This is a genomic window from Bradyrhizobium sp. 134, assembly GCF_023074155.1.
In the GTDB taxonomy this organism is placed as follows: Bacteria; Pseudomonadota; Alphaproteobacteria; order Rhizobiales; family Xanthobacteraceae; genus Bradyrhizobium.
In genome coordinates, this window is sequence record NZ_JADPKX010000006.1 from 473,641 (window position 1) to 495,005 (window position 21,365).

Annotated in this window: 24 protein-coding genes; 22 read left to right on the plus strand and 2 right to left on the minus strand. The window is 64.5% G+C overall.

From position 1 onward, the window contains the following. Positions 1-9: 9 nt before the first annotated feature. The 14 genes from rplR to IVA75_RS03245 all read left to right on the plus strand — a co-directional run bounded on the left by rplR (position 10) and on the right by IVA75_RS03245 (position 10,723). On the plus strand, positions 10-372 hold the full coding sequence (gene rplR / locus IVA75_RS03180) for a 50S ribosomal protein L18 (protein WP_007603036.1): 363 nt from the start codon (positions 10-12) through the stop codon (positions 370-372). 47 nt (positions 373-419) lie between these two features. Continuing rightward, entirely contained in the window at positions 420-1,007 is a 588-nt protein-coding gene (rpsE, locus tag IVA75_RS03185; protein WP_007603037.1) for a 30S ribosomal protein S5, read from the plus strand. 25 nt (positions 1,008-1,032) lie between these two features. Then, the gene (rpmD, locus tag IVA75_RS03190) at positions 1,033-1,239 is read left to right on the plus strand and encodes a 50S ribosomal protein L30 (RefSeq protein ID WP_007603038.1); all 207 of its coding nucleotides are present in this window, start codon (positions 1,033-1,035) and stop codon (positions 1,237-1,239) included. Positions 1,240-1,314: 75 nt separating this feature from the next. After that, positions 1,315-1,800 carry a 50S ribosomal protein L15 gene (gene rplO, locus IVA75_RS03195; RefSeq protein WP_007611602.1) on the plus strand — a complete coding sequence of 162 codons (486 nt, stop codon included), beginning with the start codon at positions 1,315-1,317 and terminating at the stop codon, positions 1,798-1,800. Positions 1,801-1,952: 152 nt separating this feature from the next. Beyond that, positions 1,953-3,284, plus strand: coding sequence for a preprotein translocase subunit SecY (gene secY / locus IVA75_RS03200; protein ID WP_007611601.1), 1,332 nt, complete (start codon positions 1,953-1,955; stop codon positions 3,282-3,284). A 274-nt stretch (positions 3,285-3,558) separates the two neighbouring features. Beyond that, the gene (locus IVA75_RS03205) at positions 3,559-4,452 is read left to right on the plus strand and encodes an adenylate kinase (protein WP_247287029.1); all 894 of its coding nucleotides are present in this window, start codon (positions 3,559-3,561) and stop codon (positions 4,450-4,452) included. A 187-nt stretch (positions 4,453-4,639) separates the two neighbouring features. Beyond that, on the plus strand, positions 4,640-5,008 hold the full coding sequence (rpsM, locus tag IVA75_RS03210) for a 30S ribosomal protein S13 (protein WP_007611599.1): 369 nt from the start codon (positions 4,640-4,642) through the stop codon (positions 5,006-5,008). Between the two features lie 123 nt (positions 5,009-5,131). Next, complete coding sequence (rpsK, locus tag IVA75_RS03215; protein ID WP_007603045.1) at positions 5,132-5,521, plus strand: 30S ribosomal protein S11; 390 nt, start codon at positions 5,132-5,134, stop codon at positions 5,519-5,521. 112 nt (positions 5,522-5,633) lie between these two features. Beyond that, entirely contained in the window at positions 5,634-6,665 is a 1,032-nt protein-coding gene (locus tag IVA75_RS03220; protein WP_035961343.1) for a DNA-directed RNA polymerase subunit alpha, read from the plus strand. A gap of 121 nt (positions 6,666-6,786) precedes the next feature. Further along, positions 6,787-7,203 (plus strand): 50S ribosomal protein L17, encoded by a 417-nt coding sequence (gene rplQ, locus IVA75_RS03225; RefSeq protein WP_007603047.1) that lies wholly within the window; start codon positions 6,787-6,789, stop codon positions 7,201-7,203. A 120-nt stretch (positions 7,204-7,323) separates the two neighbouring features. After that, on the plus strand, positions 7,324-8,163 hold the full coding sequence (locus IVA75_RS03230; protein ID WP_247287027.1) for a c-type cytochrome: 840 nt from the start codon (positions 7,324-7,326) through the stop codon (positions 8,161-8,163). 80 nt (positions 8,164-8,243) lie between these two features. Next, on the plus strand, positions 8,244-9,032 hold the full coding sequence (locus IVA75_RS03235) for an SDR family oxidoreductase (RefSeq protein ID WP_247287026.1): 789 nt from the start codon (positions 8,244-8,246) through the stop codon (positions 9,030-9,032). Between the two features lie 9 nt (positions 9,033-9,041). Then, a complete protein-coding gene (locus tag IVA75_RS03240) occupies positions 9,042-9,338 on the plus strand; it encodes a DUF1330 domain-containing protein (RefSeq protein WP_027567486.1) in 297 nt (98 codons plus the stop codon). A 56-nt stretch (positions 9,339-9,394) separates the two neighbouring features. Beyond that, the gene (locus IVA75_RS03245) at positions 9,395-10,723 is read left to right on the plus strand and encodes a chloride channel protein (protein ID WP_027567485.1); all 1,329 of its coding nucleotides are present in this window, start codon (positions 9,395-9,397) and stop codon (positions 10,721-10,723) included. Positions 10,724-10,726: 3 nt separating this feature from the next. On the opposite strand, the gene IVA75_RS03250 is transcribed toward IVA75_RS03245, so the two are convergent. Both IVA75_RS03250 and IVA75_RS03255 read right to left on the minus strand, forming a co-directional pair. Then, the gene (locus tag IVA75_RS03250; protein ID WP_247287023.1) at positions 10,727-11,740 is read right to left on the minus strand and encodes a zinc-binding alcohol dehydrogenase family protein; all 1,014 of its coding nucleotides are present in this window, start codon (positions 11,738-11,740) and stop codon (positions 10,727-10,729) included. A gap of 80 nt (positions 11,741-11,820) precedes the next feature. Next, positions 11,821-13,434, minus strand: a complete 1,614-nt coding sequence (locus IVA75_RS03255) for an OprO/OprP family phosphate-selective porin (RefSeq protein WP_247287021.1) — start codon at positions 13,432-13,434, stop codon at positions 11,821-11,823. 312 nt (positions 13,435-13,746) lie between these two features. Here IVA75_RS03255 and IVA75_RS03260 point away from each other — a divergent pair, with 312 nt between their 5' ends. From IVA75_RS03260 to IVA75_RS03295, 8 genes are all read left to right on the plus strand, one after another. Then, a complete protein-coding gene (locus IVA75_RS03260) occupies positions 13,747-15,153 on the plus strand; it encodes a DegQ family serine endoprotease (protein WP_027567482.1) in 1,407 nt (468 codons plus the stop codon). After that, positions 15,150-16,484 carry a replication-associated recombination protein A gene (locus IVA75_RS03265; protein WP_247287019.1) on the plus strand — a complete coding sequence of 445 codons (1,335 nt, stop codon included), beginning with the start codon at positions 15,150-15,152 and terminating at the stop codon, positions 16,482-16,484. The genes IVA75_RS03260 and IVA75_RS03265 overlap by 4 nt, the downstream gene beginning before the upstream one ends. 63 nt (positions 16,485-16,547) lie before the next feature. Beyond that, on the plus strand, positions 16,548-16,895 hold the full coding sequence (locus IVA75_RS03270) for a type II toxin-antitoxin system RelE/ParE family toxin (RefSeq protein ID WP_247287017.1): 348 nt from the start codon (positions 16,548-16,550) through the stop codon (positions 16,893-16,895). After that, positions 16,895-17,185: a helix-turn-helix domain-containing protein gene (locus IVA75_RS03275; RefSeq protein WP_247287015.1), complete on the plus strand. Its 291-nt coding sequence runs from the start codon at positions 16,895-16,897 to the stop codon at positions 17,183-17,185. The genes IVA75_RS03270 and IVA75_RS03275 overlap by 1 nt, the downstream gene beginning before the upstream one ends. 142 nt (positions 17,186-17,327) lie before the next feature. Continuing rightward, a complete protein-coding gene (locus tag IVA75_RS03280; RefSeq protein WP_247287013.1) occupies positions 17,328-18,545 on the plus strand; it encodes an RluA family pseudouridine synthase in 1,218 nt (405 codons plus the stop codon). Positions 18,546-18,597: 52 nt separating this feature from the next. Next, the gene (locus IVA75_RS03285) at positions 18,598-19,392 is read left to right on the plus strand and encodes an ATP12 family protein (protein ID WP_247287012.1); all 795 of its coding nucleotides are present in this window, start codon (positions 18,598-18,600) and stop codon (positions 19,390-19,392) included. 56 nt (positions 19,393-19,448) lie between these two features. Continuing rightward, positions 19,449-21,047, plus strand: coding sequence for a flagellar hook-length control protein FliK (locus tag IVA75_RS03290; RefSeq protein WP_247287011.1), 1,599 nt, complete (start codon positions 19,449-19,451; stop codon positions 21,045-21,047). Then, positions 21,044-21,304: an EscU/YscU/HrcU family type III secretion system export apparatus switch protein gene (locus IVA75_RS03295; RefSeq protein ID WP_007603059.1), complete on the plus strand. Its 261-nt coding sequence runs from the start codon at positions 21,044-21,046 to the stop codon at positions 21,302-21,304. Before IVA75_RS03290 ends, IVA75_RS03295 begins: the two co-directional genes overlap by 4 nt. The last annotated feature ends 61 nt before the right edge of the window (positions 21,305-21,365 follow it).

A 21,365-nucleotide genomic window follows, 5' to 3' on the forward strand; every position in this document is an offset into this window, starting at 1 on the left:
GAGCCGGTCATGTCGAAAGCCAAGGTTACGAATGCCCGGCGCAAGCGCAGTGTACGTCTGAAGCTGCGCCGCTCGGGTGGCGGCCGTCCGCGCCTGTCGGTGTTCCGCTCGTCCAAGCACATCTACGCCCAGGTCATCGACGACCTGAAGGGCGAGACGCTGGCCTCTGCCTCGTCGCTCGAGAAGTCGATGCGCGATGGCGGCAAGACCGGCGCCGACATCGATGCGGCGAAGGCGGTCGGCAAGCTGCTGGCCGAGCGCGCCGCCGAGAAGGGTGTCAAGGAAGTCGTGTTCGATCGCGGCAGCTATCTCTATCACGGGCGCGTCAAGGCTCTTGCCGACGCGGCGCGTGAGAGCGGGCTGAGCTTCTAACAGAATTTGAGGATTGAGGCGTAAGCCTCTGAAGGACTGGAAAAACCATGGCAGAACGCGAACAACGTGGTGGACGCGATCAACGCGGCGGCGGACGTGAACGCAGGGAAGAGCGCGACAGCGAGTTCGTCGACAAGCTCGTCCACATCAATCGCGTCGCCAAAGTCGTCAAGGGTGGCAAGCGCTTCGGTTTCGCAGCGCTGGTCGTGATCGGCGACCAGAAGGGCCGCGCCGGCTTCGGTCACGGCAAGGCGCGCGAAGTGCCTGAGGCGATCCGCAAGGCAACCGAATCCGCCAAGCGCAACCTGACCCGCGTGTCGTTGCGCGAGGGCCGCACGCTGCATCACGATATCGCCGGCCGTCATGGCGCGGGCCGTGTTTACCTGCGCGCAGCTCCGGCCGGTACCGGGATCATCGCCGGCGGTCCGATGCGCGCCGTGTTCGAGACGCTCGGCGTCCAGGACGTGGTTGCGAAGTCGATCGGTTCGTCGAACCCGTACAACATGGTTCGCGCGACCTTCGATGCGCTGAAGCATCAGGATTCGCCGCGCTCGGTCGCTGCCCGCCGCAACATCAAGGTGTCCACCCTCCAGTCCCGCCGTATCGGTGGCGACGCCGAGGCGGTTGCCGAATAACGGAAGCTTTTCGGAGTAGACGCCCATGGCAAAGAGTGCCGTTACGACCGCAAAGACGATCAAGATCGAGCAGACCGGCAGCGCGATCCGCCGCCATCACTCGCAGCGCTCGACGCTGATCGGGCTCAAGCTCAACAAGATCGGCCGCACCAGCGAACTGCCGGACACCCCGGCGGTGCGCGGCATGATCTTGAAGGTTCACCATCTCGTTCGCATCGTCGACGAGAAGTAAGCAAAGGCGCACGATCCCGAAAAGCGGGGACCCGTTTTCGGTGAAGGTCATGCGCAAGAAACAAGGAGCAGGGCGATGAAGCTCAGCGATATCGCCGACAATGCCGGCTCACGCAAGAAGCGTATGCGCGTCGGCCGCGGCATTGGTTCGGGCAAGGGCAAGCAGGCCGGCCGCGGTGGCAAGGGCCAGACCGCGCGTTCGGGCGTGCGCATCAAGGGTTTCGAAGGCGGTCAGATGCCCTTGCATCGCCGTCTGCCCAAGCGCGGCTTCAACAACATCTTCCGCATCGAGTTCGCCGAGATCAATCTCGACCGGCTCCAGGACGCGGTCGATGCCAAGAAGATCGATGCCGGCAGCGTCGTGAACGTCGAATCCCTGGTCAAGGCCGGCGTGCTGCGCCGCGCCAAGGGCGGCCTGCGGCTGCTCGGCCGCGGCGAGTTCAAGGCCAAGCTCAACATCGAAGTGCACGGCGCCTCGAAGACCGCGATCGCGGCAGTCGAGAAGGCCGGCGGCTCGGTGAAGATCCTCGCGCCTGCCAAGGAAGAAGGCGAGGCGGCGTAACAACTGCGTCATCGGCCCGCGGCTCGCGGGCCTTTACGCATGCGGGACGATGGACTTATCGAAGCCGTAGCCCCAGATAATGTCCGGTGTCCGGTATAATGTAGCCCGGCCGCGGGCATAACGGCGCAAAAAGCGGCGGGAGAAAGTCCAAGATGGCCTCTGCAGCGGAACAACTGGCAGCCAATCTTAATTTCGGTGCGTTTGCCAAGGCCGACGAACTGAAGAAGCGCATCTGGTTCACCCTGGGCGCGCTGCTCGTTTATCGGCTCGGGACCTACATCCCGCTGCCCGGCATCGATCCCAACATCTGGGAGCAGGTATTCCGCTCCCAGGCGGGCGGCATCCTCGGCATGTTCAACATGTTCGCCGGCGGCGGCATTCACCGCATGGCGATCTTTGCGCTGAACATCATGCCGTATATCTCGGCCTCCATCATCATCCAGCTTCTGACCACCGTCTCGCCGCAGCTCGAGGCACTGAAGAAGGAAGGCGAGTCCGGCCGCAAGCTGCTGAACCAGTACACCCGCTATCTCACGGTGATCCTGGCCGCGTTCCAGTCCTACGGCATCGCGGTGGGCCTCGAAGGCGCCGGCAACGTCGTCAGCGACCCCGGCATGTTCTTCCGTCTGTCCACCGCGATCACGCTGACCGGCGGCACCATGTTCCTGATGTGGCTGGGCGAGCAGATCACCTCGCGCGGCATCGGCAACGGCATTTCCCTGATCATTCTCTCCGGCATCGTCGCCGAGCTGCCCGCGGCGCTCGCCAACATGCTCGAGCTCGGCCGTCAGGGTGCGATGTCGACCGGCCTGATTCTGGTCGTCATCATCATGGCGGTGGCCGTGATCGCCTTCATCGTGTTCGTGGAGCGCGCCCAGCGCCGGCTCTTGATCCAGTATCCGAAGCGCCAGGTCGGCAACAAGATGTTCGAGGGGCAGTCCTCGCATCTGCCGCTCAAGCTCAACACTTCGGGCGTGATCCCGCCGATCTTCGCGTCCTCGTTGCTGCTGCTGCCGACCACGGTTGCGAACTTCAACGCGGGGAGCGGGCCGGAATGGTTCCAGTGGATCAACACCCAGCTCGGCCACGGCCGTCCGCTGTTCCTGATCATGTATCTGGCGCTGATCGTGTTCTTCGCCTTCTTCTACACCGCGATCGTGTTCAATCCGACCGAGACCGCAGACAATCTGAAGAAGCACGGCGGCTTCATTCCGGGTATCCGTCCGGGCGAGCGTACCGCGGAATATATCGACTACGTGCTGTCGCGCATCACCGTGCTCGGCGCGGTCTACCTGGCGATCGTCTGCTTGATTCCGGAAATCCTGATCTCCTACGCCTCGGTGCCGTTCTACTTTGGCGGCACTTCGCTGCTGATCGTCGTCAGCGTCACCATGGACACGGTGGCGCAGGTGCAGGGCTATCTCCTGGCGCATCAGTACGAAGGTCTGATCCGGAAATCGAAGCTGCGCGGCCGGCGCCGTTAAGCGCGGAGTCCTCTCAGGCGGCGCAATTGCGCCGCCGATTCGCCGCGCGAGTAACGCGCGGCGCCTGCGGGAGCGGCCAGCCAGCCATTCGGTGGCATCGGCAGAGCCACTCGCACTGAAGCGCAATCACTGATCTCAAAGGCTTCTTGGCGTCCGGCCATTTGCTCCCCTATGATATGGGTAGCGGTGCGGCGCTGATTATGATTTGCACTGTAACTGGACTTCAAAACACAGGTGCGCGACGTATCGCGCACCAATCGGGGGGCGTACGCCGATGAGAATTATACTTCTGGGGCCGCCGGGATCGGGCAAGGGCACCCAGGCGCAGCTGCTGGTGCAGCGCTATGGCATCGTCCAACTCTCGACCGGCGAGATGTTGCGTGCCGCGGTGGCGGCCGGAACGCCGGTCGGTCTCAAGGCCAAGGAGATCATGGCCAGCGGCGGCCTCGTGCCCGACGATGTCGTGGTCGGAATCATCTCCGATCGAATCGATCAGCCGGATGCCAAAAACGGTTTTATCCTCGACGGTTTCCCGCGCACTGTGCCGCAGGCGGAGGCGCTGGATGAGCTGCTCAAGCACAAGCACCTTAAGCTCGACGCCGTGATCGAGCTCCGCGTCAACGAGAGTGCACTCCTGAACCGTGTCGAGACCCGCGTCGCCCAGATGCGCGAGCGCGGGGAGGAGGTCCGACTCGACGACACCCCGGAGGTCCTGACCAAGCGGTTAGCCAGCTACCGCAACCAGACGGAACCGCTGATTCACTACTATTCCGAGCGGCGGAAGCTCTCGACCATCGACGGCATGATGGCGATCGACGAGGTCACCCGCGCCATCCATCGCCTGCTCCTGGCGCTAGGGGCGGTCGAGCCCAAGACGCATGGCAAGACGCACGGCAAGGCCTCCGCCCGGCGCGCGGCCAAGGCGGCCCCGGCCAAAAAGGCCAAGGCGGCGAAGAAATCGGCCAAAAAGCCGGCGAAGGCGGCCAAAAAGGCCGCCAAATCCAGGAAAGCGGCCAAAAAGGCCGCGAAGGGTCCTAAGAAGGCGGCCAAAAAGACCGTCAAGAAAACCGTGAAGAAAAAGGCAGCCAAAAAGACCGCCAGGAAGGCTGTCAAGAAAGGTGCCAAAAAGGCCGCAAAAAAGGTCACGAAAAGGCGAGCTAAGCGCTAGCAGCGGTTGACGAAAGCCCCCTGAATCCCCTAATAAGCCCCGCATCCAAGTCGGATAGTTTCAAACGATGCCGGGCCCCAGGAAGACTAGGGGTGGGCGTCGTGTTCGCGTTTGTGAACACCTGCCCGAGAAACCAAGCACTTAAAGCCCGATTCCTGACGAGGGATCGGCGACAGGAGAGAAGGCCGTGGCCCGTATTGCCGGCGTGAACATCCCGACCAACAAGCGCGTGCTGATCGCGCTCCAGTACATCCATGGCATCGGCCAGAAGATCGCCGGTGAGATCATGGAGAAGGTCAAAATCCCGGACGATCGTCGGGTCAATCAGCTCAGCGACGCCGAAGTGCTCCAGATCCGCGAAGTGATCGACCGCGACTATCTCGTCGAGGGCGATTTGCGTCGTGAGGTCGGCATCAACATCAAGCGTCTGATGGATCTCGGCTGCTACCGCGGCCTGCGCCATCGTCGCGGCCTGCCGGTGCGTGGCCAGCGTACGCACACCAATGCGCGCACGCGCAAGGGTCCGGCCAAGGCCATCGCCGGCAAGAAGAAGTAAGTTTTCGCATCCAATTACGGCGTGTGGCGACCCGGGGATGACCCGTTCGCCACACGCCTTTCGTTCTACAGGTGTAGCCGCTGGCATTACGGCGGCGTTTGAGATCTTCAGGAAAGGTAGTCTATGGGCAAGGAAGCCACCCGCGTTCGTCGTCGTGAGCGCAAGAACATCGCCTCCGGCGTCGCGCACGTGAACTCGTCGTTCAACAACACGACCATCACCATCACCGACGCGCAGGGCAACACGATTGCCTGGTCCTCCGCCGGCACGATGGGCTTCAAGGGCTCGCGCAAGTCGACCCCGTATGCCGCACAGGTTGCCGCCGAGGACGTCTCCAAGAAGGCGCAGGAGCACGGCATGCGCACGCTGGAAGTCGAAGTCGCCGGTCCCGGTTCGGGCCGCGAATCGGCGCTCCGGGCGCTCCAGGCCGCGGGCTTCACCGTCACCTCGATCCGCGACGTGACCACGATCCCGCACAACGGTTGCCGTCCCCGCAAGCGTCGGCGCGTTTGATACGAAGTTGCGGGCGCATCGTCGCCCGTGATGACTTTTTTAAGAAGCCGCAGGTGCGACCTGTGGCCTTTCTCCAACGCCAGTATCTGCAACGGCAGTTTGACTGGCCTGTATGGGTGAAACAGTGACGATCCAGAAAAATTGGCAAGAACTGATTCGACCGAACAAGCTCCAGGTGCAGCCCGGCAGCGATTCGAACCGTTTCGCGACCATCGTCGCCGAGCCGCTCGAGCGCGGCTTCGGCCAGACGCTCGGCAACGCGCTGCGCCGCATCCTGCTGTCGTCGCTCCAGGGCGCGGCTGTGCAGTCGGTGCACATCGACGGCGTGCTGCACGAGTTCTCCTCGATCGCGGGCGTCCGTGAGGACGTCACCGACATCGTGCTCAACATCAAGGACATCTCGATCAAGATGCAGGGCGAAGGCCCCAAGCGCATGGTCGTGAAGAAGTCCGGCCCGGGCGTCGTCACCGCCGGCGACATCCAGACCGTCGGCGACGTCGTCGTGCTCAATCCGGACCTGCAGATCTGCACGCTCGACGAGGGCGCGGAGATTCGCATGGAGTTCACGGTCGCCACCGGCAAGGGCTACGTGCCCGCCGAGCGCAATCGTCCCGAGGACGCGCCGATCGGCCTGATCCCGGTCGACAGCCTGTACTCGCCGGTCCGCAAGGTCTCCTACAAGGTCGAGAACACCCGCGAGGGCCAGATCCTCGACTACGATAAGCTGACCATGACGATCGAGACCAACGGCGCGCTGACGCCGGATGATTCCGTGGCCTACGCTGCGCGCATCCTGCAGGATCAGCTCAACGTGTTCGTCAACTTCGAAGAGCCGCGCAAGGAAGTCGCCCAGGAGATCATCCCGGACCTCGCCTTCAACCCGGCCTTCCTCAAGAAGGTGGACGAGCTCGAGCTGTCGGTGCGTTCGGCCAACTGCTTGAAGAACGACAATATCGTCTACATCGGCGACCTCGTGCAGAAGTCGGAAGCCGAAATGCTCCGCACTCCGAACTTCGGCCGCAAGTCGCTGAACGAGATCAAGGAAGTGCTGGCCCAGATGGGTCTGCATCTCGGCATGGAAGTGCCGGGCTGGCCGCCGGAGAACATCGACGAGCTCGCCAAGCGCTTCGAGGATCATTACTGATCCGAACGACGACAGGCTGAGGCGCGAATTCATCGCGCCTTAGCGGGCGAACGCAGGCAGCCCACCTGAGCAACTGGTCCGACGAACCGTCGCGACGAATGAAATTCAAGGAATAGATAAAATGCGTCACGGCAAGGTTCATCGCAAGCTCAACCGCACCGCCGAGCATCGCCGCGCGATGTTCGCCAACATGTGCGCCGCGCTGATCAAGCACGAGCAGATCGTCACCACGCTGCCGAAGGCGAAGGAATTGCGTCCGATCGTCGAGAAGCTTATCACCCTCGGCAAGAAGGGCGGGCTGGCCATGCGCCGCCAGGCCATCTCCGAGATGCGCGACAAGGATCAGGTCAGGAAGCTGTTCGACACGCTCGCGCCCCGCTACAAGGATCGCCAGGGTGGCTACACCCGCATCATCAAGGCCGGCTTCCGCTACGGCGACAACGCCCCGATGGCCGTGATCGAGTTCGTCGACCGCGACGTCGATGCCAAGGGCCAGGACTCCGGTCCGGTGCAGGAAAAGGAAGCCGAGGCGGCGTAAGCCGACCGGTAGAGAGTTTTCAGAAAGCGGCGCCTTCGGGCGCCGCTTTTTTGTATGGCGCGGCTGCATCTCATACCGCGCATCGTTTCGTTGAACGCGATTCCGGCCGGGGGGCTCTCGATGAGGATTGTGTCAGGGATTGCGCTGGCGCTGCTGATGTCGCCGGCCTCTGGCGAGACGCTTGTCGAGCGCGGCGCCTATCTCGTCAACAGCGTGATGGTTTGCCACAACTGCCACACGCCGCGAGGGCCGCAAGGGCTCGATCTCTCTCGGGCGCTCTCCGGGGGCAACCAGGTTTTTGACGAGCCCGCCTTCAAGGTCTCTGGCTCCAACATCACACCGGACAAGGACACCGGAATCGGCAACTGGACCGACGCCGAGCTGAAGCGGTTTCTCGTCAGCGGCGTCAGGCCGAACGGAACCAGGGTCGCGCCGATCATGCCGACCGCGTTCTACACCGTGCTCACGGCCCGCGATCTCGACGCGCTCGCAGCTTATTTGCGCTCGGTGCCGGCCGTACGCCACGAGACGCCGCCGCCGGAATACAGAAGCGCGCCGAAGCCGGAGACGCCGATCTACGCCGGCAAGCAGGCGAACGAGGCTGAGCTTTCCGACAGGCTTGCGCGCGGCCGCTATCTCCTGACCATCGCCCATTGCCTGGAATGCCACACGCCGGACGGCCCTTCCGTCGTGCACGATTTCGCCGGAGCGAGCGGCAAGGGCGGCCGGACATTCAAGGGGCCGTGGGGCGAATCCGTCTCCGCCAACATCACCGCGGATATAGCCGCGGGCATCGGCGGGTGGAGCGACGACGAAATCAAACGTGCGATTGCGCAAGGCATCGCACGCGACGGCCACAAACTGAAGCCGCCGATGGCCTATGCTGCCTATGCCAGCATGACGGCCCAGGATCTCGATGCCATCGTCGCGTTTCTCCGGGCGCTTCCGCCTCGCAACTAAATCCTCACGCGTCGGTGAGGGGCGATTGCACCCGCCCGCGCAGCGCACGATATCTCCGTCAGTTTCAATGGAGACATCGCATGAAGATCGACCTTTTCGGAAAGACCGCCCTCGTCACCGGCTCGACCGCCGGCATCGGCCACGCCATCGCCAAGGGCCTTGCCGGCTCCGGTGCGAGCGTCGTGATCAACGGACGCGGCCAGGTCAAGGTCGATGCGGCCGTGCGCAAGCTGGAAGGGGCGGGCGGAAAGGTCCGCGGCATCGCCGCCGACGTCTCGACCGCGGCGGGCTGCAAGGCGTTGGCGGCGGCGCTGCCAGACGTCGACATCCTTATCAACAATGCCGGCATCTTCGAGCCGAAAGACTTCTTCGACATTCCGGACGAAGACTGGAGTCGCTTTTTCGAGGTCAACGTGATGAGCGGCGTGCGTCTGTCACGCGCGTATATGAAGGGCATGCTCAAGCGCAACTGGGGCCGAATCGTCTTCATCTCCTCGGAATCAGGGCTCAACATTCCCGTCGAGATGATCCACTACGGCATGAGCAAGACGGCGCAGCTCTCGGTCGCGCGCGGCCTGGCGCAGCTCACACGCGGGACCGGCGTCACCGTCAATTCCGTGCTGCCGGGCCCGACCATGTCGGAAGGCGTCGAGACCTTCGTGAAGGATCTCGCCAAGCAGAACGGGCAGTCGGTCGATGAGGCCGCGGCCAATTTCGTCAAACAGCATCGCCCAAGCTCGCTGCTCCAACGCTTCGCCAGCGTCGACGAGATCGCCAACATGGTGGTGTATGCGGCTTCGAAGGAAGCCTCCGCGACCAACGGTGCGGCGCTGCGCGCGGAAGGCGGCATCGTCAACACGATTGCCTGAGGCCGTCTCATGCCGGCCTATGTGATCTCGGAGGTCGAGGCGCGTGATCAGGCCGCGATGGAGGCCTATCGTACGCTGGCTGCTGCTACCATCGCGCAATATGGCGGCCGCTATCTCGTCCGCGGCGGCGCCGCCGAATTGGTGGAGGGCGGCCCGCCGCCCAAGACCATCATCATCGTGGAGTTTACCTCGATGGAACGCGCGCGCGAATGGTACGCGTCGCCGGAATATGCGGAGGCGCTAAAGCTTCGGCAGACCGCGCTGGAGCGGCGGTTGATGTTCGTCGAGGGCATGGTTCCGGTCTAGCTGGTCTGCTCGCTTGCCTCTTCAATTCGCGGCGGGACCGGCTAAACCTCGGTTTTATGCTCTGGCCCCTCTCGACCCGCCATAAACGCCTGTTCAGGCTGACATCCGCGCGATGGCAGCGGCGGGCGATCTTCGTGCTCGGTGGAATCGGGGTTGGCGCCGCGGCGGTGGCGCTGGCGCAGCTTGCCGATCTCGCCCAGCACGCCTTTGCGCTGCTGCTAGCCAAATCGCGCTACGCCGTGCTCGCGGTGACACCTCTCGGCTTCATGCTCTCGGCCTATCTGACCACCCGGTTGTTCCCGAACGCACAGGGCAGCGGCATTCCTCAGGCGATCGCCGCACGGCATCTGACCGACCAGACGGCGCGCGAGAGCCTGGTCTCGATCCGAATCGCGATCGGAAAGGTGATCCTCACCTTGTTCGGTCTGCTGTGCGGTGGCTCCGTCGGCCGGGAAGGACCGAGCGTTCAAGTCGGCGCTTCCATCATGTTCGCGCTCGGCCGCGTCTCGCCACGCCGCCAGCCCGGATTGATCCTGGCCGGCGCGGCTGCTGGCGTCGCGGCCGCCTTCAACACGCCGCTGGCGGGGATCGTCTTCGGCATCGAGGAGATGAGCCGTGCTTTCGAGACGCGTACCAGCAGCCTGATCATCGCGGCGGTGATCGCGGCCGGCCTGACCTCGCTCGCGCTGATGGGCAACTACGCCTATTTCGGCAGCAGTGCGATGTCGCTGGCCCCCGGCGCCGACTGGCTCGCGGTTCCGGTGTGCGGCGTGGTTGGCGGCGTGGCCGGCGGCGTCTTCAGCCGCATCGTCATCACCATGGCGCGGGGCTCGGCCCATCCGTTCGGGCGTGCGGTCAAGGGCCACCCTTTGTGGTTCGCGCTCGCGTGCGGATTGGCGGTCGCGATCTGCGGCATCGTCTCCGGCGATACGGTCTATGGCACAGGCTACCAGCAGGTAAAGACGGCCCTGGAGCAGGGCGCACCGCTGCCGCAGGACTTCGGCATCCTCAAGCTTCTCGCCACCACCTTCGCGGCGATCAGTGGCATACCCGGCGGAATTTTTTCGCCGTCACTCGCCGTTGGAGCCGGCCTCGGCAGCAATATCGCGTCCTTCTTCCACGACGCTCCGCTCGGTGCGATCATGTTGCTCGGCATGGTGTCGTATTTTGCAGGGGTGGTGCAGGCGCCGATCACCGCTTTCGTCATCGTGACCGAGATGACCGACAACCACGCCATGGTGGTGCCGTTAATGGCCGCTGCCCTGATCGCACACGCCACCTCACGGCTGATCTGCGAGGAAGGGATCTACCACGCGCTCGCCAAGGGCTTTATCGAGCGGGCGACGCGTCCGCCGGAGACGAAAGCGGCGCCCGCTTCGAGCTAAGACCTACCACCCCTCCAGCACGATCTTGCCGCGCGACTTGCCGCTCTCCAAAAGCGCGTGCGCGCGCTTGAGATTGGCCGCGTTGATCGTGCCGAAGGTCTGGTCGAGCGTGGTACGCAAGACGCCCTTGTCGATGAGGTCGGCGACGTCGTTCAGCAGATGATGTTGCGCGATCATATCGGCGGTCTGGAACGAGGAGCGCGTGAACATCGATTCCCAATGCACCGAGATTGCCTTGCCCTTGAACGCACTCATGGTGAATTCCGGCGGATCGTCGATCAGGCCGAACTTGCCCTGCGGCGCCATCGAATCGGCGATGCTCTTGTAGTGCTGGTCGGTGAAGGTGAGGCTCGCCACCAGCGCGACTGGCGGCAGCTTGAGCTTCTCGATCTGCTCCTTCATCGGTTGGCCGTGGTCGATTACTGCATGCGCGCCGAGATCGAGGCACCATTTTTGCGATTCCGGCCGCGTTGCGGTTGCAACCACGGTCAGCCCGGTGAGGCGGCGAGCGAGCTGGATCAGGATCGAGCCGACGCCGCCGGCGCCGCCCGTGATCAGTAGCGTACGTGGATCGACACTCTTGCCGGGCACCGCACCCAGCCGGTCGAACAACAGCTCCCAGGCGGTGATGGAGGTGAGGGGAAGGGCGGCTGCCTGCGCGAACGACAGGCTCTTCGGTTTATTGCCGACGATGCGCTCGTCAACGAGATGGAATTCGGAATTGGTGCCCTGGCGCAGGATCGAGCCGGCGTAAAATACTTCGTCGCCCGGCTTGAACAAGGTGACGTCGGGACCGACGGCGTCGACCACGCCGGCCGCGTCATAGCCCAGAATCTTCGTCTCGCCCTCGGGCGGAGCGGCGCGCTTGCGCACCTTGTAATCGACCGGATTGGCCGAGATCGCCTTCACGGCGACGCGGATGTCGCGGCCGCCGGGCTCGGGCTTTGCGGTCTCGAAATCGATCAGCGCGTCCTGATCCTCGATCGGAAGCGATTTCTTGTAGCCGACGGCCTTCATGGCTTGTCTCCTTCAGATAGCGTTGCAGATGCTGGGTCCCGGGTTCGCGTTTTCGCGTACCCCGGGACGACAGGCGATACCTAGAACGCGAACTGCGTCCGCATGGCGACCGCATCGAACTTCGAGCCGACATCGGCGGTCGAGACCGGCGAGGCCTGCCTCGACACCGTGCCATGCAGATAGTCCAGCATGAAACGGACGTTGCCGTTGACATACCAGTTCAGCGCCGCCGTGTAGACGGTCTGCCGGCCGCCTGCGATGCCGGTGGCGGTCCCGAGCTGATCGTTGAGGTCGATCGTGGAGAAGCGTCCCGCGACTTCCCACGCGCCCCAGCCGCCGCCCTCGAGCGAGAACGGGTGCGCCGGCTTGACGCCGCCATAGGCCGCATTCGCCGCATTATAGCTGCGACCCTCGCCAGTCAGCACGTAGCCGGCCTGCGCGTAGCCGCCCTGGAATTTGAGGCTCGGCGCACCCAGCGGCGGCAGGCCGGTATTGGCGCTGCGATCGATGTTGTACCAGAAATACTCGCCTTGCAGGATCAGCGGTCCATAGGTGGCGGCGGCTTCGACGCTGTAGACCTGCGCGCCGGAGGCATTGGCGATCGCGCCGGTCGTAGCCAGCGCCGTGGGATCGATGCGCAGTTCCGGACGATCGGTCAGCGTCACCGTCTGTGCACCCGTCACCAGATTGCGCGTCGGCTGGATCAGCCATTCGGCATTGCTCCCGAGATGGACCGAGTAGTCTTTGCCGCTGACGACTTGGCCGGCGACACGCGCGACCGCGCCGTATTGTTCCGTGGCGCCGTTCGGCGCAACGCTCGACGCTGAGTGGATCGCACCGGTGGCGGGGCCGGTGACATAGGCGCCGACCCAGAACTCGTCGTTGTACCAGCGCGTGCCGACCGCCGAACGGAAGTCGCCCGCGGCGATGCTCGTGGCGACGATCCCAGCCGAGGCGCGCTCCATGAACATGATGTCGTTGGAGCTCGTGGCCTCATCGAGCGTGTAGGGCAGGTCCATGATGCCGCCTTCGATGGCCATCTTGCCGCCGAACGGTTTCAGGCCGGTATAGCTGAGATAGGCGTTCTCGACGCCAGAGACGCCGCCGCCGGGCAGCGAACCCGGAGCTGCGCCGCCAAACCCGTCGGAAGAGCCCCCGAAGTCGTAGACCAGCGCGAAATTCCAGTCGTGGAAGAACTTGCCGGCGACACCGATGCGCGCGCGGCGGACGTTCTCGCCGCTGTCGAGCTTTTGCGGCACGGTTGCCGCCGTGTTGGGCCGATAGTCATAGCCGCCGACATCCCAATGCACGCGGCTTGTGATCCCGACGCAGTTAGCCCCATCGGCAGTGCAGATGGTCGGTCGGTTGTTCGGCATTGTCACGACGACGCCGGATGCGGGCGCCGGTCCCTTGAGCGGGATCGCCGCTTTGGCGTTGGCGACGGCGGCCTTCGCTTCGGAACGCGCTTCGGCTTTTGCCTCCGCCTTCGCCTCAAGCCTGGCCTTCGCTGTGGCCGCAGTATTCGCGGCGGTCTGGCTCTGGAGCTTGTCGAGCTTCTGCTCCAGCATCTTCAGCTGCTGCTTCAGGAGCGCGATCTCCTGGTCGCTGCTGCTCGCCGATTGGGCCCGGGCCTGCGAGGCTGCCAGTGCGGCGGCGAGACCCATCGCCGTGGCTGCAATTCTTGTCCTGCTCACGTCATGACTCCATCGTTTGACGAACTTCCCCAAGTCGCTGGCGGAGAGCCTAGGTGTGATCGATGACTACCCCGCGACGCTGCGGCCGGTTGCGCGGTTCCCACTGGTGTAAATTCGCCGCAACCGAATCCGCCTTGCGCCACCATGCAAGATGACGCACATCGTGCCAATCGGCAGCCCCGGCAAATTGCGATTTCGCACGCGGAGCTTGCAGGCCGGCCACACCGAAAAGGCCCCTGAATATGCCGCCGGGCGCCCTTCTAATGGGGGGCGAACGCGCCTATATTCCGGCGTCTTTTCCAAGAGGTAGGAATGTTTCGATCGACCTGGACCGCCGTCGTCACGGCACTGTGCATAGCCTTTTCGGCCAACTTCAATCCGGCCGCCGCGCAGGACCGCCGTGTGCCGTCCTCGCCCGCCGAACTGCGGCTGTCCTATGCGCCGATCGTGCAGCGGGTGCAGCCGGCGGTTGTCAACGTCTATGCCGCCAAGGTGGTGCAGAACCGCAACCCGCTGCTCGACGACCCCATATTCCGCCGCTTCTTCGGCGTGCCCGGCCAGCAGCAGGAGCAGGTGCAGCGCTCGCTCGGTTCGGGCGTGATCGTCGATGCGTCGGGGCTCGTTGTCACCAACGTCCACGTCATCGAAGGCGCCGACCAGGTCAAGGTGTCGCTGTCGGACAAGCGTGAGTTCGAGGCCGAGATCGTGCTGAAGGACTCTCGCAGCGATCTGGCCGTGCTGCGTTTGAAGGACACCAAGGAGAAGTTTCCGGCTCTCGAATTCACCAATTCGGACGAACTGCTGGTAGGCGACGTCGTGATGGCGATCGGCAATCCCTTCGGCGTCGGCCAGACCGTGACTCACGGCATCATCTCGGCCTTGGCGCGCACGCAGGTCGGTATCACCGACTACCAGTTCTTCATTCAGACCGACGCGGCGATCAATCCTGGCAATTCCGGCGGCGCGTTGGTCGACATGAACGGCAGGCTCGCGGGCATCAACACCGCGATCTATTCGCGCTCCGGCGGCTCGCAGGGCATCGGCTTCGCGATCCCCGCCAACATGGTGCGCGTCGTCGTCGCCTCCGCCAAGGGTGGCGGCAAGGCGGTCAAGCGGCCCTGGTTAGGGGCGAAATTGCAGGCGGTGACTCCGGAGATCGCCGAGAGTCTCGGCCTGCGTTCGCCGACCGGTGCGCTGGTCGCAAGCGTCGTCCCGAACGGGCCGGCGGCCAAGGCCGGGCTGAAATCCTCCGACCTGATCGTCTCGATCGACGGCCAGACCGTGGATGATCCCAACGCTTTCGACTATCGCTTTGCCACACGGCCGCTCGGCGGCACGGCGCAGATCGACGTGCAGCGCGGCGGCAAGCCGGTCAAGCTGACGGTGGCGCTGGACGCCGCGCCCGATGCCGGCCGCAACGAGCTCGTCATCACCGCGCGCTCGCCTCTCCAGGGCGCGAAGGTCTCGACCATCACCCCGGCGCTTGCCGACGAGCTGCATCTGGACGCCGATACCGAAGGCGTCGTGGTCACCGATCTCGGCGGCGACAGCGCGGCCGCGAATGTCGGCTTCCAGAAGGGCGACGTCATCCTGGCGGTCAACAACCAGAAGATCAGCAAGACCAGCGATCTCGAAAAGGCGGCGGCCGAGCGCCAGCGCATCTGGCGCATCACGCTGGTGCGTGGCGGCCAGCAGATCAACGTCACGCTGGGCGGATGAGTCCGAAGCGACCACAGGAGACGGCAACCCTCTTCGCCGCGGCGGGGCTCGATCACGAGGCTCCGCATCCGCTGCCGGATCGGCTGCGGCCGCGCGCGCTCTCGGAGGTCGTCGGCCAGGATCACATCCTGGGTCCAGACGGCGCGCTGACGCGCATGCTGGGGACGCGCACGCTGGGCTCGCTGGTGTTCTGGGGCCCGCCCGGCACCGGCAAGACCACGGTGGCGCGGCTGCTCGCGGACGCCACCGATCTGCATTTCGAGCAGATCTCCGCGGTGTTCTCCGGCGTCGCAGATTTGAAGAAGGCCTTTGAGGCGGCGCGTGCACGCCGCGAGATAGGCAAGGGCACGCTGCTGTTCGTCGACGAGGTGCATCGCTTCAACCGGGCCCAGCAGGATTCGTTTCTGCCCGTCATGGAAGACGGCACGGTGGTGATGGTCGGCGCCACCACCGAAAATCCGTCCTTCGAACTCAACGCGGCGCTTCTGTCCCGGGCGCGCGTGCTGGTGTTTCGCTCGCTCGACGCGGCCGCGATCGAAAAACTGTTTGCGCATGCCGAGGAGGTCGAGGGCCGCAAGCTGCCGCTCGACGAGGAAGCGCGCGCCGTGCTGGTGCGCATGGCCGATGGCGACGGCCGCGCGTCGCTGACGCTCGTCGAGGAAGTCTGGCGCGCCGCGCGCAAGGACGAGATTTTCGACGCCGCGCAGTTGCAGGAAATATTGCAGCGTCGCGCGCCCATCTACGACAAGTCGGCCGACGGCCATTACAATTTGATCTCGGCGCTGCATAAGTCGGTGCGAGGCTCCGATCCCGATGCCGCGCTGTATTATCTCGCGCGCATGCTCGATGCCGGCGAGGACCCGCTGTTTCTGGCCCGTCGTGTCGTGCGCATGGCGGTCGAGGATATCGGGCTTGCCGATCCGCAGGCGCTGGTCATCGCCAACGCAGCCAAGGACACCTTCGACTTCCTCGGTCATCCCGAGGGCGAGCTCGCGATCGCGCAAGCCGTGGTCTATCTCGCCACCGCGCCGAAATCGAATGCCGTCTACACCGCCTTCGGCAAGGCGATGCAGGTCGCAAAGCAGGCCGGCTCGCTGTTGCCGCCGAAACATATCCTCAACTCGCCGACCAAGCTGATGAAATCGGAAGGCTACGGCGCATCTTACGAATACGACCATGACGCCCCCGACGCCTTCTCCGGACAGGATTATTTCCCGGAAGCGCTGGGTCGCCAGACCTTCTACGACCCGCCCGACCGCGGGTTCGAGCGGGAGATCAGGAAGCGGCTGGATTATTGGGCGAAGTTGCGGAAGGAGCGGGGTGGGAAGTAGGTTCTGCAGCACCCAGAAGGCGCTTGCATTTACGTGCCAAAAATGACACACAAGCGCAGCCGAATGATCGATCGCACGAAGAAGCTTCCAGCGAGATTCTACGTTAGCTCGACAGGTCGGAATCCTGTTCGCGAGTGGATATTGGATTTGCCTTCTGAAGATCGACGAACTGTCGGGAAGGATATTCAGAAAGTCGAATTCGGTTGGCCGATCGGACGCCCGCATTGCGCCCCGCTAGGGGAGGGATTGTGGGAAGTTCGAAGCGATCTCGGCAGCAACCGGATTGCGCGAGTGATCTTCTGTCTGGAAGACGGTCAGATGATCCTGCTTCACGGCTTTATCAAGAAAACGCAGAAGGCGCCAAAGCAGGATATTGACCTTGCGCTAAAGCGCAGGCGAGAGGTGACGTGATGACGAAAAGCAAAGCGCACGTGAGCAAAGAAACGTTCGACGAGTTTCTTACCGAGCAAGGTATACTTGGGACTTGTGAGGAGCGTGCTCTCAAGGAGCTCATCGCTGAGCAATTGACGGAGGCGATGAAGACGCAGGGAATCACGAAGACGGCGATGGCCGAACGCATGAAGACCAGTCGTCGTCAGCTCGATCGGCTCCTTGATCCCGCGACCCCCTCGGTGACGCTGGATACACTGCAGCGCGCCGCAAGTGCGGTTGGCCGTACACTACGAGTCGAGTTGGTATGACTTCGCTCGTGCCAGGCGCCGTCTTGATGAACCTGCAACAGCGAGATGACCTGCGGCTGGCGGAGAAGCAGATTGGCGCGGAAGTCGCGTCACTGCACCGGCGCGCCGATACACAGTCGACACGAACGTTTGGAAAAACCACATGAGCCGCCGCATCAAGAGAATGAACCCAAAACCTCGCGAGCGCGATGAGCGCAAGGAGGCGCGCCCGTTCAAGGCGCGCAGCGCGAAGGCGGCTGGGCCTCGGCCGGGCGGAAAGCCGGGCTCGAAGCCGCCGCGCTTCGCGAGCGAGCGCGTCGAGCGGCGCGCGCCCAAAGCCGAACCGGAAAAGGCTGCGCCGGCAAAGCCTCCCGTCGAGGCATTGCTGCCGACCAAGGTGCAGACCGTCAAGGTGACGGCCGACGAGAACAACATGCGCGTCGATCGCTTCCTTGAAGCGCACTTTCCCGGCCTGTCGTTCTCCCACATCCAGCGCGTCGTTCGTAAAGGCGAGCTGCGCGTCGACGGCAAGCGCGTCGACAGCAAGGACCGCCTGGAGGAGGGCCAGAGCGTCCGGATTCCGCCGCTGAAGCTCGACACGCCGAAGGCACCCAACCCGCAGTCAGAGGCGGCGCAAAAGACGCTTGCCGCGCTGAAGGAGATGACGATCTACGAGGATGACGACGTTCTCGTGCTGAACAAGCCGGCCGGACTGGCCGTGCAGGGCGGCTCGGGCATGACGCGACACATCGACCAGATGCTGGAGGTGATGCGCGATTCCAAGGGCCAGAAGCCGCGCCTCGTGCACCGCATCGACAGGGAGACGTCGGGCTGTCTCCTGGTCGCCAAGACCCGCTTTGCCGCCTCGCATCTCACCGGCGCATTCCGTTCGCGGTCGGCGCGAAAAACCTATTGGGCGCTGGTGCCGGGCCTGCCGAAGCCGAAGCAGGGCCGCATCTCGACATTTCTCGCCAAGGAGGAGAGCGAGGACGACACCATCATGCGCATCGCCCAGCATGGCGACGAGGGCGCAAGCCATGCGGTGACCTACTATGCGGTGGTCGAGACTGCCGGCAACAAGCTGACCTGGGTGTCGCTGAAGCCTGTGACGGGGCGCACCCACCAGCTGCGCGCCCACATGGAACATATCGGCCACCCCATCGTCGGCGATCCCAAATATTTCAACATCGAGAACTGGCAATTGCCGGGCGGCCTGCAAAACCGGCTGCATCTGCTCGCGCGCCGTATCGTCATCCCGCATCCGCGCGGCGGCTTCATCGATGCCACCGCGCCGCTGCCGCAGCACATGCAGCAGTCGTGGAACCTGCTCGGGCTCGATGCAACGAGATTTGATCCGATCGAGAACGCGCCTGAAGAGTAATTGAACGGGCCGGCGGCGGAAGGGTTGGTGACTGAACAGGGACCGGAACCAGATGCGCGAATTGTTTGATGAAGCTGCGGGGCGATCCCCGCTTGATCCGCAGGAGTTGGTCCGCCAGGCCGCGCGCGTGCCGTTGCGCAAGCGCTTCTACAAGGAGGTGGGGGTCTCTGAGGCTGAGGGCGGCTTTGCCATCACCCTCGATGGCAAGCCGATCCGCACGCCGTCCGGCCGCCAGGTGATCATCCCTTCGCGCGCGCTGGCCGACGCAGTGGCTGCGGAGTGGGCGGATCAGGACGAGACGATCAAGCCCATGACCATGCCGCTGACGCGGATCGCCAACAGCGTCGTCGAGGGCGTCGTCGACCGCGTCGATCTCGTCACGGACGACCTTGCAAAATACCTCCAGTCCGATCTGCTGTTCTATCGCGCCGGCCATCCCGAGGGGCTTGTCGCCCGCGAAGCCGCGCATTGGGATCCCGTGCTGTTCTGGGCCGCGGAGACGCTGGGGGCGCACTTCATCCTGTCCGAAGGCGTCATGCATGTGACGCAGCCGGATGAGGCGCTCCAGGCCGCGCGTGGGGCCTTGCCAGGGGACGCCTGGTCGGTCGCCGCCCTCCACGTGATCACCACCCTGACCGGCTCGGCGCTGCTGGCGCTGGCGCTTGCCCATGGCGTGCGCGACGCCGACCAGGTTTGGGCGGCAGCCTATGTTGATGAGGACTGGAACGCCGAGAAATGGGGCGTGGACGAAGAAGCGGCCGGCCGCCGCGCCGCCCGACTGCGGGATTTCGAGGCTGCCGTGGCGGTTTTGGCCGCTGTGAAGCCGCCTGCGGCCAAAGGTCCTTAACGAGAGGTTTACGAGGGCGGCCTTAGGGTGGGGGCCAGCGTTCCCTGGGCCCCACGATGCCGACGCCGATAAGCTCGATTCTTCCCGTCAGTGCCGCCAGCCCCGTTGCTGACGCGGCGACGCCAGATCTTGTGCTGCAGGCCGGCAGCGTGGTCGACGCCCGAGTGGTCAGCGTGCTCGGCGATAATCTGGTGCGGATCGCGATCGCCAACCTCTCGATGGATGTGATGTCAGAGGTGGCGCTGACACCAGGCCAAAATCTCCAGCTTGCGGTGTCGCAGAACGGCGGCACCATCCGGCTCGCCGTCATGGGCGGCGCAGGCGAGGCGGCCGCCGATCAGGTCACGTTGACGCCGGCTGCGGCCTCACTGGTGGACAGCCCGCCGCTAGTGCCGTCAGTGGGCGCCGCCCGCAATGCCCTCACACCGACCGAGCAGGTCGCCGTCACAGAAGCCTCGGCCGAGGCCGTGACGAAGCAGGGCAGCCAGGCGCCGCTGTTCGCCAATCTGGCCGCGGTCGTCACCAGCAGCGATCTTCCGGCGGGGCTGAAGCAGGCGATGCTGGGCGTGCTGGCGCAGCAGACGCCGCTCAACACCGGACTGGAAGGCGGCGACATCGAGTCCGCTTTCCAGAAGTCCGGGCTGCTCCTCGAAGCCTCGCTCGCCGCAGGCGCGACTCCGTCCTCCGGCACGATGCCGGATTTGAAAGCTGCGCTGCTGGTGCTGCGGCAGACGCTGACGACGCTCGAGGCCACCGCGCCACAGGCGCAAGGTGCCGCCCTTCCAGCTGGCACCGTGGCGACACCGCAGGTCGCTGCCGCGCAGACGCAGGCTGCACAGGCCGCAACGCCGTCAACCGAACCCGGGATCGCCCAACCGCCGCGTAGCGCCAATCTCGCAGCCTCTGTGTTGGCGGACGCCGCTGGCGGCGCGCCGCAGGCCGCGATGCCGCGGACCATGACCGCAGGCCTTGCCGCGAGCCTCCTGCAAGAGATCACGCAAGATCTGCCGCGCATGACGGGCAATTTGCCGGGCTCGAACAAGGCTGTGCCCGACGGACATGTTTTCGAAGCCGCGGCGCGCGCGACGCCACCGCCGGTTCGCGGCGCGCTGCCATCGCCGCAGTCCATCGCCTCGTCGTCAGTCGCACCGGATACGCCACTCGCTGCGACGGTGCACCGCCTGCTCGACGATACCGATGCCGCGCTCGCGCGCCAGACCTTGCTCCAGGTCGCTTCGCTCCCCGATCGCACCGACGCCAGCGGTCACAGGATCGATCCGACCGTGCCGCAGTGGAATTTCGAGATTCCGTTCGCAACGCCGCAGGGCACTGCAATGGCGCAGTTCGAGATCTCGCGCGACGGCGGCAATGAATCCGCCGATCCCGCCAGGCGCGCCTGGCGTGCGCGCTTTACACTCAATGTCGAGCCAGCCGGCCCCGTGCACGCTTTGATTACGCTGAACGGTGACAAGACCTTCGTGCGGATGTGGGCGGAGCGGCCGACGACCGCACAGCAGCTTCGCGCCGGAATCGGCGAGCTCAACCAGGCCCTGACCAGGGCCGAGCTCAAGCCCGGCGACATCCTGGTTCGCGATGGCACCCCGCCGCAGCCCGCACCGGCCCGCGCCGGCCACTTCCTGGATCGCGCCACATGAGCGATCCGTCGAAGCTTGCGATTGCGCTCCATTACGAGAAGGGCAGCAACGCGCCGGTCGTCGTCGCCAAGGGCAAGGGCACCATCGGCGAAAAAATCGTCGAGATCGCCAAGGCCAACGACATCCCGATCGAGGAGAACGAGATCCTGGCCGGCGCGCTGTCCAAGGTCGAACTCGGCGAGGAGATCCCACCCGACCTCTACAAGGCCGTCGCCGAAGTGCTGGTGTTCGTGCTGCGGCTGTCGGGCAGGCGGTAGCCGTCATCGTTTCACCACGATAGCGGCTGCATGGTCGCGGCCATCGTCATCGCGTAACGGA